The sequence below is a fragment of the Sphingomonas carotinifaciens genome, assembly GCF_009789535.1.
In the GTDB taxonomy this organism is placed as follows: domain Bacteria; phylum Pseudomonadota; class Alphaproteobacteria; order Sphingomonadales; family Sphingomonadaceae; genus Sphingomonas; species Sphingomonas carotinifaciens.
In genome coordinates, this window is the sequence record NZ_WSUT01000005.1 from 1,505,547 (window position 1) to 1,522,319 (window position 16,773).

Here is a 16,773-nt window from a genome sequence, read left to right on the forward strand (position 1 = left end):
GAAAAAAGACTGAGTGCGCTCCAGTCTTTCAGAGGTATACCCAAAAGGTACCTGTTGGAACAGGCAGTCTGGCAGGGTTTTGCCGGCATGCCACATAATGCTATTAGAGACATTATAATTGGATAGTGGTACGGAACGTAGATCGTTGTCATAGGCGGCCGCATCAGCTACGTTGCGCTAGCATAATCTACTTAGGGCGGGCATGCCGATATGACCTTGCAAATCAACATCACGCCCAACGGGCGCATGAGCCTGCCGGCGGACGTCCGGAAGCGGCTTGGTCTGAGTGGGGGCGGTGCGGTCTACCTGGATGAAACCGAGGATGGGGTGGTGTTGCGGACGGCAAGCCAAGCGGTGGCACGAGCACAAGCTCTGGCCAAGCAGTACACCGGCGGTAACCCCGACGCATCCGTTGACGCTTTTCTTGCCCGACGTCGCGAGGAGAGCGGCGAATGAGCGTGGTGCTGGATGCGTCTGCGATCATTGCCATGCTCAAGGGCGAACGCGGAGCAGCAAAGGTCGCGGCCGAGATCGGTGGAGCGCACGTGAGCAGCGTCAACTATGCCGAGGTCGTCAGCCACTTCGTCCATGCCGGCATGCCCGAGCGCGAAGTGGATGCCATGCTCGATCCACTGCCATTGACTGTGGTGCCGGCCGACAAGGCGCTCGCGCAGATTGCCGGGCGGTTGCGGGCGGCAACAGCCGAGGCGGGGCTTAGCCTTGGTGACCGTTTCTGCCTGGCTCTCGCTCGGCGCGACGGTCTGCCCGCATGGACCAGCGACCAGAACTGGAAGAAGATCGCCGACGCCGTCGAGGTCAAGGTTATCGCGATCCGCTGACTTTACATGGTGGCAGGGTAGGGGAGGGGGCAGGACGTCCGGCTCGACAGCCATGGCCCACCCCGCCAGAAGGCTTCCATGCTACGCCTGATCCACACCGCCGACTGGCAACTCGGCAAGCCGTACGGCCGCTTCGACAGCGACGTGCGCGCTGCCCTCAGCGAGGCGCGGTTCGATGCGATCGACGCCATCGGCAAAGCGGCAGCAGAACATGACGTGGCGCACGTACTGGTCGCGGGCGATGTGTTTGATACTGAGGGACCGGAAGACCGCGTGATCGTGCAGGCGGTATCGCGGATGCAGCGCTATGCCTGTACCTGGTGGTTGTTGCCTGGCAACCACGACTTTGCCCGCAACAGCGGCTTGTGGGATCGTGTTCGGGCCAAGGGTGCCAGCAATATCCGCATCCTCGCTGAGCCGGTGCCGTGTGAGCTGGCGCCCGGGCAGTGGCTGCTACCGGCGCCATTGACCCACCGGCATAATCTCGACGATCCGACCGCGCTGTTCGACACGATGGAGACGCCGGGCGCAACGTTGCGTGTCGGCTTGGCGCACGGCTCGATCCGCGACTTCTCGTCGCGCGGCGAGGCGCAGAACCAGATCGCACCTGATCGCGCTCAGCGCTCAAGCCTCGACTATCTTGCGCTCGGCGACTGGCACGGGAGCCTACGCGTCGACGCGCGCACCTGGTACTCGGGCACGCCGGAAACCGATCGCTTCCAGCGTGACGAACCAGGCTATGCGCTGCTTGTGACGCTTGAGGCGGGGGCGGAGCCGTCGGTATCCCCGATCCGGACTGGCAGGTTCCAGTGGCTGATGCGGGCGTGGACGGTCGCCGACGCGGAGGGCTTTGCCGCCGAGTGTGATCGGTTGCTCGCGCAGGTTGAGCCGTCGGCAACCCTCCTGCAGCTATCGCTCTCCGGCATTGTCAGTCTGTCCGACCGCATTGCAATCCTCGCCCGCCTCGACAACGACCTGCGCCATCGTCTCCGCCATTTGGCGGTCACTGCCGACGACTTGGTTGGTAGGCCGAGCGACCAGGATCTGGCAGACCTGCGGGTCGAGGGCATGATCGGCACGGCCGCGGCCAAGCTGATGAGCATGATCGAGGCGGGGGGCAGCGACGGAGCCATTGCCAGACGGGCGCTCGAACGCCTGTTCGTGGAACATCAGCGTGGGCAGGACGCGGCATGAGCCTGAAGATCCGGCGCATCGCGCTTTCCAATTTCCGCAAATACCGCGATCCCTTCGTACTCGACGGGCTGACCGATGGGCTCAACGTCATCATCGAGCCCAACGAGACCGGCAAGTCGACGCTGCTGGAGGCGATGCGCGCCGCTTTCTTCATCCGGCACAACACCGCCAACCGGCTTGCGCGGAGCTATGCGCCTTACGGTGAGGCCGTCGCCCCGCAGATCGAGATCGGGTTCGAGGCGAGAGGCGAGGAGTGGGCGGTTAGCAAACGCTTCCTGAAAAGTGCCTCGGTCGAGGTCCGCGGGCCGAACGGACGCGCGCAGGGCGAGGACGCCGAGGCGCAGCTGCAAGCCCTGCTTGGGGCGCGTCGCGACACCAGCCAGGGGGGCGATGCGGCCGCGCATGGCGCACTTGGCCTGCTATGGGTCGGGCAGGCGCAGGCGCTCGAGGTGACAGCACCGGGCGAGATCGTGCGCGACAGCGTGCGAGCGACCCTGGAAGCCGAGGTAGGCACGATCATGGGCGGTGCCGCATACCAGCGTGTTCGCCCCCGCATTGACAGCCAGTACGCGGAATACTGGACCAACAGCGGTCGGCCGACCGGTCGCCAAGCTGCGGCGCGCGACGAGCATGACACCGCGCAGCGCACCGCGAGCGAGGCGACGACCCGGCTAGCCGCCCTAGAGCAGGGCTTCTCCGATCTCGAGGCCGCCCGGGCACGGCTGAAGGTTCTCGACCGCGACCTCGCTGACACCACCGATGCCGAGCAGCGTCGGGCACTTGTCGGCCAGCTCGACGTGGCGCGTTCCGCAGCGCAGCTGCTCGACACACGCCGTGCCGAGCAGGGCCGCCTTGTCGATCGCGTCAAAACTCTTGAGGATCTGGCATCGCGCCTCGCAATGGCCCGTAAAGCTGTTGTCGACACGGCTGCGGTGCTCAGCAAGGCACGTGAAAGGCGATCCAGTTTCGTCGGGGAGTTGGCTGCCGCACAGGAACGGGCGACGACAGCCCATGACCTGCTGGCCAGTACTCGTGACAAACGGCGAAACGCGCATGCAGCGCTTGACGCTGCCCGGACACGCGCTGCCGAGCGCGACCGGCGGGTTGCGATCGGCGAGGCACGACGGCGACACGCCGAGCTGGTTGCACTGGAGGCGGAATACGAAGCGACGCGGCAGCTCGCGGCCGCGGTGATCCCCGCCACCGTCATCAAGACCTTCGAAGAACGCGAACGTGCCGTCGACAAAGCGCGGGCGGCCGTCGATGCCGGTGCCACGCGGATTGAGTTTGCCGGCGATCTCAGCGGCCTGACGATCGACGGCTTTGCGGCAGAGCGTGGTGACCGGATGCTGTCTCGCGAAACGCGCATCCGATTGGGCGCTGCCGAGCTGATCATCCGCCCGCCGATCGGATTGCAAGGTGCCGAGACGGCACTCACGAACGCAACCGAGGATCTGAACGCAGGCTTGGCTGAGTACGGGGTGGCGAATGTCGGTGCGGCTCGCGCTCGCAACGAAGCTGGGCGAGACGCCGTCGCTCACCTTCGCACGCTCGAGGCGCGGATCGCTGGGATTACGCCTGCCGTGGCACTGCTCGGGATTGAGGCGGGTGCGCCGGCCCTGAAGCTCTTCATCGCGGGGTTGCAGGAAGGCGCGGAAGGAGAGGGGAGTGACGAAGAGGCAGACGTTGAGGCGTTGACGATCGCGGCGGGTGAGGCGGATACGGCGCTCGCAAAGGCGGAAGGTGTCGAGGCGGTCGCCTCCGAGCAGTTGCGCGAGACAGAAGCGCGCAATGCTCCATTGATGGTGCAGGAGACTGGCGCCGAGCGGGATGCGCTGAACGCCGAAGCGCAGCTTGCCACCTTGGAAGCCAAGCCCGAGGTGGCCTCGCTTGAAGACGCTTTGCGCGCCGCACGCCAGCAGGAAGCGGCAGCGCTCGTCAACCTGCAGGATGCCGAACGCGCGGCGACCGCGTACGATGTCGTGACGATCGAGCGACAGATTGGACTGTTGGACAAGCGGGTCGAGGTCGCCAGAATCCAGCGTACCGACCTGGAAAAGGTGATTGCCGGACTCGAGGCGCGGATCGAGGCCGAAGGCGGCAAGGGGTTGGCCGACCGCGCCGCAGTCGCGCGTGAGGAGGCTGATGCCGCAGCGGCCAACTTGGCACGTGTGACCCAGGAAGCGGAGACGCTGAAGCTGCTTCGCGACACGCTGGAGAGCGCACGCGCCGAGACATCACGGACGTTCGTCGGGCCGGTGGCGCGGCGTGCTCGCCGACACATCGAGCGGCTGCTGCCGGGCGCTGACCCTGGCTTTGGCGACGACCTTGGCCTGGCTTCTATTGCGCGGGGTGGGTTAGGTGAGAATTGCGCCGATCTCTCCAGAGGGACGCAGGAGCAGCTGGCGGTCCTTACCCGGCTCGCCTTTGCCGACATGCTCCTTGAACAGGGAATGCCGGTATCGCTGATCCTAGACGACCCGCTGGTCTACTCAGACGATACCCGCCTCGACCTCATGACCGAGATCCTGACAGAGGCCGCCACGAGGATGCAGGTTATCCTTCTCACCTGCCGCGACCGCGCCTTCCGCCATCTTGGCCATCGGATCACCCTGACGGGCGGCTGGTAGCGCAACTTCCGCATTTCATGGTGGATTGCGGCCTGTCCGCTTTCGGGCGCCCCACCGGGGTAAGCTGCCGTTGGTTCAGCAGTGAGGGCAGGGGGGCGTGAACGGTTCGTCCCTTCGAACCGTGAGCGAACTTGTGATGCGCCCTTCTGACACTTTGAAACCGACCCGAATCCGTGCGTCAACGGGCAGGATCACAACCCTCCGGTTCTGACACTGGAAAAACCCACACCCGGCCGATCGTTCAAGCGCGGCTATTCGGCTCGGATTGGCCGCCAGCCCCTCCTAAGGTGGATTGCAGGTTTGGGCTTGCGACGCTTCAGCGCCGATCGAAATCCTGGCCCACTGCGGATCGCAACAATTCGACGAGTTCAACACGGTTTGAAGACGCGGACGCCGCCCGAAGCAGATTGTCGTAATTTACCAGAAGCGCCGCGTTGCGGCGGGGGTTCAGCAGGAGCACGTCCGACCAGACCTGACCGTCATTCTCTACGGTCCGGGCATACTGTAGCAGCCAGTACATGAGCACCTGCCGGAAATCGCCCGCACCGAAGTTCCGCCCGGTATGCTTGACCTCGATGAGGGTCGAGCCAAGGGCGAAGTCCCCATTGCCGGAAGCCACCCAGCCGAGGCCAGGAATCAGGGGCGCGCGTTCAAGAATCGCGGAAGGCCTCTGAGCTCGGACGCTGTCCAGCATCGCCACTAGATTTCGTGCGGCATGGTCGGCGACCGAGATGTCACTCGGCTCGAGCTTCTCTGGGATGCGGGCGTCGAAATGGCGACGCTGTCGTGACGACGCGACCTTCAGGCATTCGTCCCACGACGCTGCGTCGCCGCCGCGCAGTTCGCTTTCGGCTCGGGCCATCGAGATCTCGAAAAGCATAGCGTTTTGCAGGCTACTGGCTTCAATCGCTTCCGCCGGGATCGCTTGGACGTCGGTGAAGGCGAACATCTTACTGTTCAAGGCATTGACGAGTCCGCCGGTCAGGCGCGGAAACAAGATGTCGAGAACGCCAGGAATGTCACGCGCCACCGTCCTCGGGTCGCGCGCCGGGAGGCGACTAGCCGGCATTATTTACCCAGTCCTCGTAAAAAGATGCAAAGTCGCCCTTCGTGGTGGTCTCGATCCCAAGTCGCCAGGCCTGTGATAGGGTGCCGCGCAACTGCTTTCGCGATTTCTCGCCTTCGTCTCCGAATGCGCCTGCCGCCAGCCACACCATACGCTGTTCGTCGGCGCCGAGATTCTGCCACTGGTTGCGAAGTCGCGTGAAGCTCGATCGGTCGCGCCAATGCCGCCAGCAGTCGATGCAGGCCCGCCGAACCGATGCGGACGTCGTTGCATCGTAGGTCCGACGGACAAAGGTGCCGCGGATATCCTTGCGAACGAACCGTATCGCCCGGAGATAATGCAGCATGTTGGCTTCGGGAACGAGAAGGTGAGGAGCAGCACCCGGAATGTGATCAAGCAGGTTATCGATGGCGTCGAAGATCGACGCGAACTCGTCATTAGCCCGAACCGCATAGACGCCGCGCATGATCTTCGACCAAGAGGCGCGAAAGGAGTCAAGATTGTTCGGGTCGAGGAGCGTGGCGCAGAGTTGGACCGCAACTCCAGGCTCCTGGAATTTGAGGGCGCGTCCGATCTGGGCAAGCACGAAAGCGTCGGGCTGTGATTTCTCCCGCTCAAGGTCGAGCAGAAACGATATGTCGATCTTCTCGAAGGATTGTTTGAGTTTCTCGTATTCGGCGGTGGCGCTATCGGAGTATGGGTCGAAATGAAGGTCCAGTTCCCTCAGCGCGAGACTTGCATCCTCGCCATCCCCCAATTGCGCCGAGACGAAGTCGCGATAATGTTTCGCGCTCAAGATTGTCGTTTTGCTGCGGTTGAGGGAAAGTCCGTAGTCTGCGAGCGCATGCGACAGATTCGAGAGCGCCTTGTAGGCCTCCTGCCGGGAACGACAGATCAAAGTATAGTCATCGACATATCGATGCCAGACGAGGCCGCCATCGGTGAGCGATCGATCGATCGGCGTCATCATCACTTCGGCCAATATCCGCGCGCACTGACCGCCGACCGGCAGACCGAAGGAGCGGCCGGCCGCAAGCTGGCTCAGGATGCGATCAATTTGCATTGCCACAGTCGAGGCCGGCGCCAGGTCCTTTACTACGTTCTCCAATCGATGGTGGTAGATGTGCTCGTAGAAGCTCGAAATATCGGTCTGGATGACGACGGAGCCCTCCTGATCCAGGTCGAGCTCGTTTAGGGTTGCAAGCTTGTAAGTGCGCCATGACCTGCTGCGATCGAAAAAACCCGGACCTTCGGACGCAAGCCGATAGGAGTGCGCCCGATCGCTCCGCTGGCTTTCATTCGCCTCTGCAATCGCCAGACCAAGCCCGTTGAGATAGAGGTTCCAGAACGGATGGATCTTGGTCGTGATGCGGAAACCGTGCGGCCCTGACGGAACGAGCAGGCGTTCCGCCGCGATTGCCAGCCCGTTCATGAAATTGACGGCCTTTCCGACCTTTCCTGTTTCAATGTTCTGAAACAGGTCGAGGCAGAGTGCCGCGAGATCGTCGGCCCTCTCCTTCACAAAGCCGGCATCCAGATCATAGGGTGAGCAGCCCCCACTGGGTGGTCCGGTTCAATAGTTAGTGCATCGTCGTCTTGACGGTCCCCCGGTTTCTCATCCGGATTTGATGCGAGCTTCCGGACTGCATCCGCCGGGGTTAACCCCGGCGGATGCAGCATATTCGGCTGGCGTCAGCCAGCCAAGCGCCGTGTGAGGACGGCTCTCGTTATAGTCCCGCCGCCAGGCCTCGATCTTGGTTCTTGCGTCCGCCAGTGACAGGAACCAGTGGCTGTTCAGGCACTCGTCACGCAGGCGGCCGTTGAACGACTCCACAAAAGCGTTGTCGGTCGGTTTGCCCGGCCGCGAGAAGTCGAGCGTGACGCCGTTCTCGTACGCCCATCGGTCCAGTGCTTTCGAGATGAACTCCGGACCATTGTCGACCCGGATGGTCTTGGGCGCACCACGTGTCGCCGAAATCCGCGTCATTGTCGCCACGACCTGTTCACCCTTGATGCCCTGGTCGACATCGATCGCCAGCGCTTCACGGGTGAAGGCATCGACCACCGTCAGCGCCCGCAGCCGTCGGCCATCGAACAAGGCATCCGAGACGAAGTCCATCGACCACATCTCGTTAGGCGCCGACGCTGCGGGCTGGCGTTCGCGGTTCGCAGCGCTGACGTTGCGCCGAGGACGTTTGAGCCGGAGGCTCAGCCCATCTTCCCGGTAGAGCCGATAGACGCGCTTATGGTTCACCAGCCAGCCTTCCCTGCGTAGCAGGATGTAGATCCGGAAATAGCCGTAGCGCACCCGTGCCGCCGCCAGATCGTGGATGCGCAACCGCAGCGGCGCCTGGTCAGGCTTGTGCGACACGTACCGCACCGACGAGCGGTCGACGCCGAGCGCGAGGCAGCTACGCCGCTCGCTGACGCCATGGGACGCCTGGACGTGCGCGACGATCTCGCGCCGTCGCCCAGGCGTCAGAGCTTTTTTGCGAGCACGTCCTGCAGGATATGCTTGTCCAAGCTCAGATCCGCGACGAGTTGCTTGAGCTTACGATTCTCGTCCTCAAGCTGCTTGACCCGCCGCAGCTCGCCGACGCCCAGCCCGCCATACACCTTCTTCCAGCGGTAGAACGTCTGCTCCGACACGCCCATCCGGCGAATGACCTCGGCCACCGGCGTGCCCATCTCCGCCTGCTTCAGCGCAAACGCAATCTGCTCTTCCGTGTACCTCGACTTCTTCATGTTCCAGCTCCTTGCCCGCAGGCTTCAAAGGGCCGGAAAACTCTCACTCAACATGGATGAAAAAACAGGGGGGACGTCAAAACGCGTAATCCAATTCCCAACGGATCCACCATGCCAGGGCAGCCAGCAGCAGCGCTGTTGCATAGGCCAGCGCTTGACGCTCCTGAAGCAGCGGCAACTGCTCCAGAACACGACGCTTTATCCTCATCTTGCCCTACGCACCCCTTTGTTGCCACCTACCCCTGCGCGATCACGCGGGCGGTTGCAATTCCCGACACTCCGTCGCCTTCATCCGACTTGTGACGGGCGTCGTGGATGGAAGAACGTTCAAGCCTCGAACTTCACCTTGTTACGCAGGATGGGGTGTCAGTTGCCGCTTATTGAGCAATACGACGTGCCATTGGATCATTGCCCTGATCGGCTGCAACTGACCCTGCAGTACGCCCTGCTGCATCTCGTGCCGCCCGGTCCGCGCCAGCGGCCAAAAGCATGTCGACCTGGCGCGTACGGTTGAACAGTGATGCCATCATCAGCGCGGTTTGCCCGGCCTTGTTACGGGCATTGACGTCACACCCGGCTTTTAAGAGACGCGCGGCAACCGCATCCTCGCCCTTGAAGGCGACGCCCATCTGCGCCGTATTCCCCTGGTCACGATCGGGGCGGCAGGCGTCCGCACCCTGCGCCATCAGCGCGTCCACGGTGGAGAGTTGACCGTTATAGGCCGCCAGGATCAGCGGCGTGAAACCACGATCGTCATAAGCATTGATGTCGACCCCTGCCTGCACCAACGGATCGATCATGTCGGCGCGACCCAGCTTGGCGGCCTCGAATAGCAGATGCTGGCGGCGTTCTGGAGATGGCAGCGCGACTGGCACGCGTTCGGCGGCCACGGCCTGGTTGAGCGCCGCAGCATACAGCGCTGTCAAAAAGGTGATCATCGTCGTTCCTGAAGGTTGGCAGGCGTGGGCGGGCTACGGTCCCGCCCACGCCGCTTGATCAGCGGGCGTTCTGGTCGGGGTTAGCCGCGCGGTATTCGGTGACCGCGCGCGTCACCTCGACGATTGGCACCTGCACTGCGGTTGCGAGGCGGGAGCCAAAATCCTTATCCGCCTGGTAGAAGTAGCTGACCATGATCGTCTTGGTGCGAGCCGAGGTCACGACATTCAAGTCACCCGCCAGGTTCGCGATCAGGTCTGCTTTGTCCTGATCCGTCAGCGCTCGGTAGAAGCGGCCGGCCTGCGCGAAGTTGTTCGTCTTGGCGATCGGTTTCGCGTCCACCGTTGCATCCACCACGTAGGGTGCTGCCCGGAAACGAGCTTCTGTCGTCTTGGCAGCGGTTGCGGCCGGGAAGTAGTTGACGTCCGAGGTGCGGGTGGCCTGGTCGAGCTGACCGTCCTGATAATTGTTTAGGACGGGCGCAAGCGGCCGGTTCACCGGCAGCTGCATGACGTTGGCACCGATGCGATAGCGCTGCGTATCCGAATAGGAGAATAGTCGCCCCTGGAGCATGCGATCGGGCGATGCCTCGATCCCTGGTACCATGTTGGCAGGCGCAAAGGCAGACTGCTCGGTATATTCAAAGAAGTTCGTCGGCACCTTGTTTAGTGTCATCTCGCCGATCTTGCGGAACGGCACGTCCAGCCACTCCTTGGTGTCGTCAAACGGGTTGTAGTCGAGCTTAGCGAAATCCGACCGCTTCATGGTTTGCACCATCAGGTCCCAGACAGGGTGATTTCCCTTGGCGATCTCGCCGTACAGATCGTCGGTCAGGTAGTTCCACGAGGCGGTCGCCACCTGCGGCCCGTTCAGGTTGCGCACGCCTTGGCGGCTGATCCAGCGGAACTTTGCAAAGATCGTCTCACCTTTGGCATTGACCAGCTTGAAGGCATGGACGCCGTTACCGTCCATGGTGCGGTACGAGGCGGGCGTGCCGAGGTTCGAATAGACATGCGTCAGCATGTTCGTCGCCTCGGGCGTAGCCGAGAAGAAGTCGAAAAAGCGGTTCGGATCCTGCTTGTTCGTGACCGGCGAGGGCTTCAGCGAGTGGATCATGTCCGGGAACTGGATCGCATCGCGAATGAAGAAGATGGGCAGGTTGTTGCCGACCAGGTCCCAGTTGCCCTGATCAGTGTAGAATTTAGTTGCAAAGCCGCGTGGATCGCGCATCCCCTCCGGGCTGCCCGAGGGATGGATCACCGTCGAGAAGCGGACAAAGACCGGCGTCTGCTTGCCCGGTACGAACAGCGAAGCGCTGGTGAGGTTCGAAATGTCCGCGGTCGCGGTGAACACACCGTGTGCACCAGTGCCGCGCGCGTGTACGACGCGTTCCGGCACTCGCTCACGGTCGAAGCGTGCCAGCTTCTCGATCAGAGTGGTGTCTTCCAGCAGCACGGGGCCGAGGTCACCGACAGCCTTCGAATTGCGATTCTCGCCGATCGGTGCCCCGTTGTCGCGGGTCATCTGTGGTGCAGAAGCACTGCTAGCATCGCCTTTGGCATCCACGGTGCCGGTGACGCCGGCTTGGGCAAGCAGGGGCTTGTTAGCGCTGACAGGCGCCGCGGTTGTTGTCATGCGTGTTTCCGCCTGGGTGTCAGCTGGCGCCACCATTTGCGCCCCGGCGGGATGCACCATAGCGGCTGCGGAAACAGCTCCAAGTGCGACCGCCAACACTTGGCGCTTCGTCGGTCTTGTCATTTAAACCCCTTATTATTCTGCGCCGTATGACGGCACCTTCCACGCGCATCGTGCGGAAGGGCCGCGCCTTTGGACGAGAGAAGGGACGGGGCCAAACGAGCGGTTTTCATGACAGTGATCGAGTCGGCTGGCGGTTAAGCTAAGCCGCACAGCCGGCCCGACCGCCATGTTTAAGCGGTGGCTTTGAAATCGGGATGATTTCAGGCTGCGGAGGTGATGGCCGAGATTGAACGGGGCTTCAGCATCATCGTCTGCCTGATGCTCTCGGGATCGGCCAAGGCGCGCGATGGCCGCCCGATCAGATACCCCTGTATTGCAGAGCATCCCTCGCGCGCGACGATCGAAAGCTGCGAAGGCTCTTCGATGCCTTCCGCCAGGACCCGCATTTGCAACGTGGCACCAAGGCTGGCCACTGATCGCAAGATCGATACGGCCTGCTCGTCATGCTCGATCTCGGCAACGAATGATGCATCGAGCTTGATGCAGTCGAACGGCACCGACCGCAGAACATCGAGCGAGGAGTAACCCACGCCGAAATCGTCCAGCGCTATGGCTATTCCCATGGCTTTCAGCGCGCGGAGTTGTTCGAGCGCGAAGCGGCGATCATGGATGATCGCACTTTCTGTCAATTCCAAGGTCAGGCGTCCGGCTGGTAATCCGCTGTCAGCCAGCGCGGCACGAACGGTATCGATGAGGCGCGGATCACTCAGATGTTTCGGTGACAGGTTCACCGACACATTATGCTGGTCCGGCCACAACGCCGCTTCGAAGCAGGCTCGACGCAAGATCCAGATGCTGAGCGGCACGATCTCGCCGCTTTCTTCGGCCAGCGGGATAAAGGCCGCAGGCGAAATCATGCCCCTGGCCGGATGGTGCCAGCGCACCAGCGCTTCGTAGCCCGTAATCTCCCCGGTCGCGACCGCGGCCTGCACCTGGAAATGAAGCTCGAACGCTTCGGTTTCTATCGCGGTCCGAAGGTCGGCGACGAGCTCGCGCCGGATACGCGCCGCATCGTCCATTTCCGCGTCGTAGAAGCACGGTTCTGCTGAATGGGCAGACTTTGCCCGGTACATCGCCAGATCAGCTTTCGCGAGCAAGGCATCGGCATCGAAACCGTCATGCACCGCCAGAGCGACGCCGATGTTGGCACCGATCGCAGCGGTGAACCGATCGAACACGAACGGCGCAACAAAGGCGGTGCGTAGGCGGTCAAGGAAATCAGTAAGTTCTTGTGGTTCGTCATAGGATATGATCGCGGCAAACTCGTCGCCGCCCAACCGCCCGACACATTCCTCAGGCTTTAAAAGGGCTGTCAACCGGGCGGCCAGCGCCATCAGAAGCTGGTCGCCGGCCTGGTGCCCGTAGGTGTCGTTGACCACCTTGAAGCGGGAAAGGTCCATCATGACGACGGCCATGCACGCATAGCCGCCCTTCACCAGGAAACGACGCTCCAACTCCTCAATGAAGCTCATTCTATTTGGTAGATCGGTTAGTCCGTCGTGCAACGCCATGCGACGCAAGCGGCGGTAGGACTCGCTTTGCGTATGACCGTCGATCAGGGCACTTATCGCTGCGCAGCCGACGATGATGAGTGATGCAACGGCCGTGGCAATGGCAAGGCCAACCATTGTCAGGTCAGACAGACCATCGCCCAGCTTCAGCACGGTGATGCTCATTGCCGCCATGCCTGTGAAATGCAGCGCGGCGACGGCGAGGCTCAACAGCAATACCGCATGCATTCGCCGCCATGGCCTGCGCGTGGTCAGCAGGTGGAAGGCGATCCCGCCGAGTGCGACTGACAGCAGCACCGATGCCACGACATAGCCCCAGGCCCAGGTCACGATGCCGTCGACCCGGTAACCGGACATGCCAAGGTAATGCATAAGTGAGATCGCGATCCCGACGATGCTACCCCCGGCCAGGCCGCCCCATTGCTTGCAAGTGGCGGCAGTGGCCAGACCGGGCACCGCCAGCCCGATAGCGGCGAGCAGCGACAGGAGCGTCAGCAAGGGGTCAAGCACGACCGGCGCGTGAGCACGAAAAGCCATCATCGCAACGAAGTGCGTGGCCCAGACCATAGTCCCCGTGGCGACGGCCGCCAGCAGCACCCAGCCCAGCCGGCTTTTACCGCTTGCCGATTTGATCCGGCCGAACAGCTGGATGGTCGCCGATGACCCGACGAGACAGACCAGCAAGGCCAAGGCGACGAGCCGTGCATCGTGTTCCTGGGCGATGCACAAGGCTATGCGCATCATGCGGCGTGCCCCCACAGGTCCAGACGGCTTTCCAGCGACATGGCAGCTTGGCGGGCAAGACCCAGAAGATAGGCTTTTTGATCGTCGGAGGCCGGCGCTCGATGGGCCGTATCAACCACGCAAAGGGCGCCGACATCGATACCATTCAGCAGGCGTAGTCGCGCACCGATATAATAGCGGACGTGCGGTTCCCCGAGGACGCCAGGCAACGTGGCGAAGCGCGGATCACGCTGCGGGTCACAGCATTCCAGGACGTTCGCGCAACCGAGCGTATAGCTGCAGAAGCCTTCATCACGCGGCATGCAGCCTGTTGGAAAACCGTGGCCAGCCGTGACAATCTGTTTGTCACCATGGATCAGCGACATCGCCGCCATCGGAGCGACAAAGGCAGAAGCAGCGGCGTTGACGAAGCGGTCGAAAACCGGCCCCGGCGACGGGTCCGGGCCGGTCAATTCGCGAACCGCCAGGGAACGGCGGTGTTCACGAAACAGAGATTTGAGCATCGGCTTTCCGTATCGTCGCAGTAAATCCGCTACATGGCCGAGCGTGTGCTAACAGCTGACTAACTTAGCGAAATAAGAAGGAAAATCTTGATCTAGCGGCGGTCGAGACGGTTCATGCGCGTTTGCGGTCTGATGCTGTTAATCAGGCTATGGCGCTGACGGCAGTGGCAATGAGGCGGGAAGCAGGTCGTAGATCGTTGCTGGGCGCCATCGCGTCCCCAAAGGCTCCGTCTTCTGGGTCAGAGACGCTTATCAGGAAGCTACCACCGCCACATGGCAGTGAACAGATTATCGCGACGCGGCGTTGCACATCCTCAATCAAGGAGAATGCAGTGGTTCAAGTACCAGAAGGCTCTGGTGATAACTCGAAGGGCAAAGCGGCAAGCCGTGTCGCAGCACCTTTGCTGGCAGGCTACATGATCCTGGCGCTGCTCGCGGCGTTCGCGATGATGTATCTCTATGTCATCCGTACCGGGTGATTAGACGAAGGCCGGCTCTATATCGCTTGAAATATTCGATAATCTGAAAAGAGATCTTCCGCTTGAAGACAGAAAATCGGCCGCACATGCGCGGGATCAATATCGTCACAGCGATCTGTGGCATTCTTGCTCTAGGTGGAGCGCTGGCGCTTGGCTTGCTGGAGGAAAAGCACGCCGAGAAGAACGGCGTACCAACCGCCGCTGAACAATCTGCACAGCGCCGCAATGTCGAACGGCGGGGCGCGCGGGTCGCTGAGCCAGCAATTACCGACGCAACTGCTCAATAGCGGGCAGGATAATGAAACGAGCGGCCGCTCACCTCGACGCTGGTGCTGGATGTAGATTTTCGCTGACCGAAAGTGAACGAACGGCCGGTATATGGGAGTTGGGAACAGCCTTCCAATGGCAAATTGTGGGCCCTTGCAGTCGCTCTTACAACTGGCGGCTTGAAGTAGAGGCGGGCGCCAAAAACCTCCCTCAAAGACCTGCGTCCTTCATAGAGGCTGCTAATCCACAGCGCCGGCCATTTCAGAGCATCAATCAGCTCGGTGTGCCGCCATGCGTCCTTCCACCGGGTGCGCCGGATCGTTGAAGCCGTGGGTGGAAGCGTGGCCGGTGGTGACTAGGCTATCGATGAAAGCTTCATCCTCTCCCGTCAGCGTGACGTCCAGCGCGCGAACGTAGCTGTCCCAATGCGCTTCGGTGCGCGGGCCGGTGATCGTGCTGGTGACCAGTTTGTTGCTGAGCACCCAGGCGATGGCGAAGGCCGTCGGCTCGATCCCACGTTCGCGCGCATGGGCGGCGATCCTAGCGGCCAGTTCGACCGATTCCGCACGCCATTCGGTTTCCAGGATGCGCTTGTCGCCGCGCCCGGCGCGCGTATCGGCCGGCGGGGCCTGGTTCGGGTCATATTTGCCGGTCAGCACGCCGCGCGCCAGCGGGCTGTAGGAGACGGTACCCAGGCCGTAATAGTCGGCGGCCGGCAGCTGCTCCACCTCCGCCACACGGTTGAAGATGTTGTACAACGGTTGACTGGCGATCGGCCGGTCGATGCCGAATTGATCGGCAAGATGCGATACCTCGGCGATGCGCCAAGCGCGGAAGTTGGACACGCCGAAATATCGCAGCTTGCCCTGTGCGATCAGGTCGCCGATCGCGCGTACCGCCTCGCCCAGCGGCGCGTCGAACACCGCGCGATGGAAATAGAGGAGGTCGATATGGTCGGTGCCTAGCCGGCGCAGGCTGTTCTCCACGCTGGTGATGATCCACTTGCGCGATTGCCCGCCGCCGTTCGGGCCCGGACCCATCGGGTTAGAGAATTTGGTGGCGAGCACCCATTCGCCGCGCCGCGCCCTGATGCCGCGCCCGACCACCGCCTCGCTCTCGCCGCCGTTATAGACGTCGGCGGTGTCGATGAAGTTGATGCCCTGGTCGAGCGCCTTGTCGATAATGCGGTGCGAGGTCGCCTCGTCAGTCTGGCCGCCGAACATCATGGTGCCGAGCGTCAGTGGCGACACCTTGATGCCCGATCGGCCGAGATAACGATAGGTGATGGTCATGGCTGGCTCCGGTTACGTGTTGCGGTGTCAGGCGGCAGGCGTGCGGGCGACCTGGAAGCCGGCAAAGGACTGATTCACGGGCATCAGCTCCAGCCGGTTGATGTTGAGGTGCGGCGGCAGCGTCGCGATCCACAGCACGGTGGCGGCGATATCCTCCGCCGTCATCGGATCGGCGCCGGCATAGAGCGTGTCGGACGCCTTCTGGTCCCCGCCGGTGCGCACCAGCGTGAATTCGGTTTCCACCATGCCCGGATCGATCGCGCTGACGCGCACGCCGGTGCCATGAAGGTCGGATCGCAGGTTCAGCGTGAATTGCTGCACAAACGCCTTGGTGCCGCCGTACACGTTGCCGCCGGGATAGGGGTAGGTGCCCGCCACCGACGCGATGTTGACGATCCCGCCGCGCCGCTCGATCAGTCCGGGCAGCAGGCGGTGCGTGATCGCCACTAGCGCCGTGACGTTGGTGTCGATCATCGTGCGCCATTGATCGAGATCCGCGCGCTGCGCCGGGGCGGTGCCCAGCGCCAACCCGGCGTTGTTGACCAGAAGGTCGATGCTGCGGAACCGTTCGGGCAACGCGTCGAGCGCCGCGTCCAGTGCGGCCGGATCGCGAATGTCGAAGGCGGCTGGGTGGATCACGTCGCCCAGTTCATCGACCAGCGGTGCGAGCCGGTCGGCGCGCCGCCCGGTGACGATCACCTGCCATTCGGCGCCGGCGAGTACGCGGGCGGTCGCGGCGCCGATGCCCGACGTGGCGCCGGTTACGATTGCAGTCTTCAAGTCGATTCTCCTCTTGCGCGGGTCGCGCG

General features: G+C 62.6%; 16 protein-coding genes. 6 read left to right on the forward strand and 10 right to left on the reverse strand.

The window, feature by feature from the left end:
* Positions 1-210 precede the first annotated feature (210 nt).
* From GQR91_RS09150 to GQR91_RS09165, 4 genes are all read left to right on the forward strand, one after another.
* Complete coding sequence (locus GQR91_RS09150) at positions 211-456, forward strand: AbrB/MazE/SpoVT family DNA-binding domain-containing protein (protein WP_022676113.1); 246 nt, start codon at positions 211-213, stop codon at positions 454-456.
* Positions 453-839 carry a type II toxin-antitoxin system VapC family toxin gene (locus GQR91_RS09155; RefSeq protein WP_149683558.1) on the forward strand — a complete coding sequence of 129 codons (387 nt, stop codon included), beginning with the start codon at positions 453-455 and terminating at the stop codon, positions 837-839. Before GQR91_RS09150 ends, GQR91_RS09155 begins: the two co-directional genes overlap by 4 nt.
* Before the next feature lie 78 nt (positions 840-917).
* The gene (locus GQR91_RS09160) at positions 918-2,033 is read left to right on the forward strand and encodes a metallophosphoesterase family protein (RefSeq protein WP_149683557.1); all 1,116 of its coding nucleotides are present in this window, start codon (positions 918-920) and stop codon (positions 2,031-2,033) included.
* The gene (locus GQR91_RS09165; RefSeq protein WP_149683556.1) at positions 2,030-4,663 is read left to right on the forward strand and encodes an AAA family ATPase; all 2,634 of its coding nucleotides are present in this window, start codon (positions 2,030-2,032) and stop codon (positions 4,661-4,663) included. The genes GQR91_RS09160 and GQR91_RS09165 overlap by 4 nt, the downstream gene beginning before the upstream one ends.
* 316 nt (positions 4,664-4,979) lie before the next feature.
* Here GQR91_RS09165 and GQR91_RS09170 read toward each other — a convergent pair whose 3' ends face one another.
* The 8 genes from GQR91_RS09170 to GQR91_RS09200 form a co-directional block, all read right to left on the reverse strand.
* The gene (locus GQR91_RS09170; protein ID WP_211368590.1) at positions 4,980-5,693 is read right to left on the reverse strand and encodes a hypothetical protein; all 714 of its coding nucleotides are present in this window, start codon (positions 5,691-5,693) and stop codon (positions 4,980-4,982) included.
* A 28-nt stretch (positions 5,694-5,721) separates the two neighbouring features.
* A complete protein-coding gene (locus GQR91_RS09175) occupies positions 5,722-7,251 on the reverse strand; it encodes an RNA-directed DNA polymerase (protein ID WP_211368591.1) in 1,530 nt (509 codons plus the stop codon).
* A gap of 93 nt (positions 7,252-7,344) precedes the next feature.
* Positions 7,345-8,474 (reverse strand): IS3 family transposase gene (locus GQR91_RS09180; protein WP_164727745.1). Its coding sequence is split into 2 segments (ribosomal slippage): positions 7,345-8,222 and positions 8,222-8,474, totalling 1,131 coding nucleotides; the frame shifts between segments, so codons are not numbered across the junction.
* 76 nt (positions 8,475-8,550) lie between these two features.
* Positions 8,551-8,682, reverse strand: coding sequence for a hypothetical protein (locus tag GQR91_RS19765; RefSeq protein WP_260173242.1), 132 nt, complete (start codon positions 8,680-8,682; stop codon positions 8,551-8,553).
* 169 nt (positions 8,683-8,851) lie between these two features.
* Positions 8,852-9,412, reverse strand: a complete 561-nt coding sequence (locus GQR91_RS09185; protein WP_149683682.1) for an ankyrin repeat domain-containing protein — start codon at positions 9,410-9,412, stop codon at positions 8,852-8,854.
* Between the two features lie 58 nt (positions 9,413-9,470).
* On the reverse strand, positions 9,471-11,105 hold the full coding sequence (locus GQR91_RS09190; protein WP_149683683.1) for a catalase: 1,635 nt from the start codon (positions 11,103-11,105) through the stop codon (positions 9,471-9,473).
* A gap of 263 nt (positions 11,106-11,368) precedes the next feature.
* The gene (locus tag GQR91_RS09195) at positions 11,369-13,423 is read right to left on the reverse strand and encodes a putative bifunctional diguanylate cyclase/phosphodiesterase (RefSeq protein ID WP_164727746.1); all 2,055 of its coding nucleotides are present in this window, start codon (positions 13,421-13,423) and stop codon (positions 11,369-11,371) included.
* Positions 13,420-13,926 (reverse strand): GAF domain-containing protein, encoded by a 507-nt coding sequence (locus GQR91_RS09200; protein WP_164727747.1) that lies wholly within the window; start codon positions 13,924-13,926, stop codon positions 13,420-13,422. Before GQR91_RS09200 ends, GQR91_RS09195 begins: the two co-directional genes overlap by 4 nt.
* 332 nt (positions 13,927-14,258) lie before the next feature.
* On the opposite strand from GQR91_RS09200, the gene GQR91_RS09205 reads away from it, so the two are divergent.
* Complete coding sequence (locus tag GQR91_RS09205; protein ID WP_160146868.1) at positions 14,259-14,405, forward strand: hypothetical protein; 147 nt, start codon at positions 14,259-14,261, stop codon at positions 14,403-14,405.
* A 62-nt stretch (positions 14,406-14,467) separates the two neighbouring features.
* Entirely contained in the window at positions 14,468-14,692 is a 225-nt protein-coding gene (locus GQR91_RS09210) for a hypothetical protein (RefSeq protein ID WP_149683587.1), read from the forward strand.
* Positions 14,693-14,941: 249 nt separating this feature from the next.
* Here GQR91_RS09210 and GQR91_RS09215 read toward each other — a convergent pair whose 3' ends face one another.
* Together GQR91_RS09215 and GQR91_RS09220 are read right to left on the reverse strand one after the other, a co-directional pair.
* The gene (locus GQR91_RS09215; protein ID WP_149683588.1) at positions 14,942-15,964 is read right to left on the reverse strand and encodes an aldo/keto reductase; all 1,023 of its coding nucleotides are present in this window, start codon (positions 15,962-15,964) and stop codon (positions 14,942-14,944) included.
* A 27-nt stretch (positions 15,965-15,991) separates the two neighbouring features.
* On the reverse strand, positions 15,992-16,744 hold the full coding sequence (locus tag GQR91_RS09220; RefSeq protein ID WP_211368592.1) for an SDR family NAD(P)-dependent oxidoreductase: 753 nt from the start codon (positions 16,742-16,744) through the stop codon (positions 15,992-15,994).
* Between the last annotated feature and the right edge of the window lie 29 nt (positions 16,745-16,773).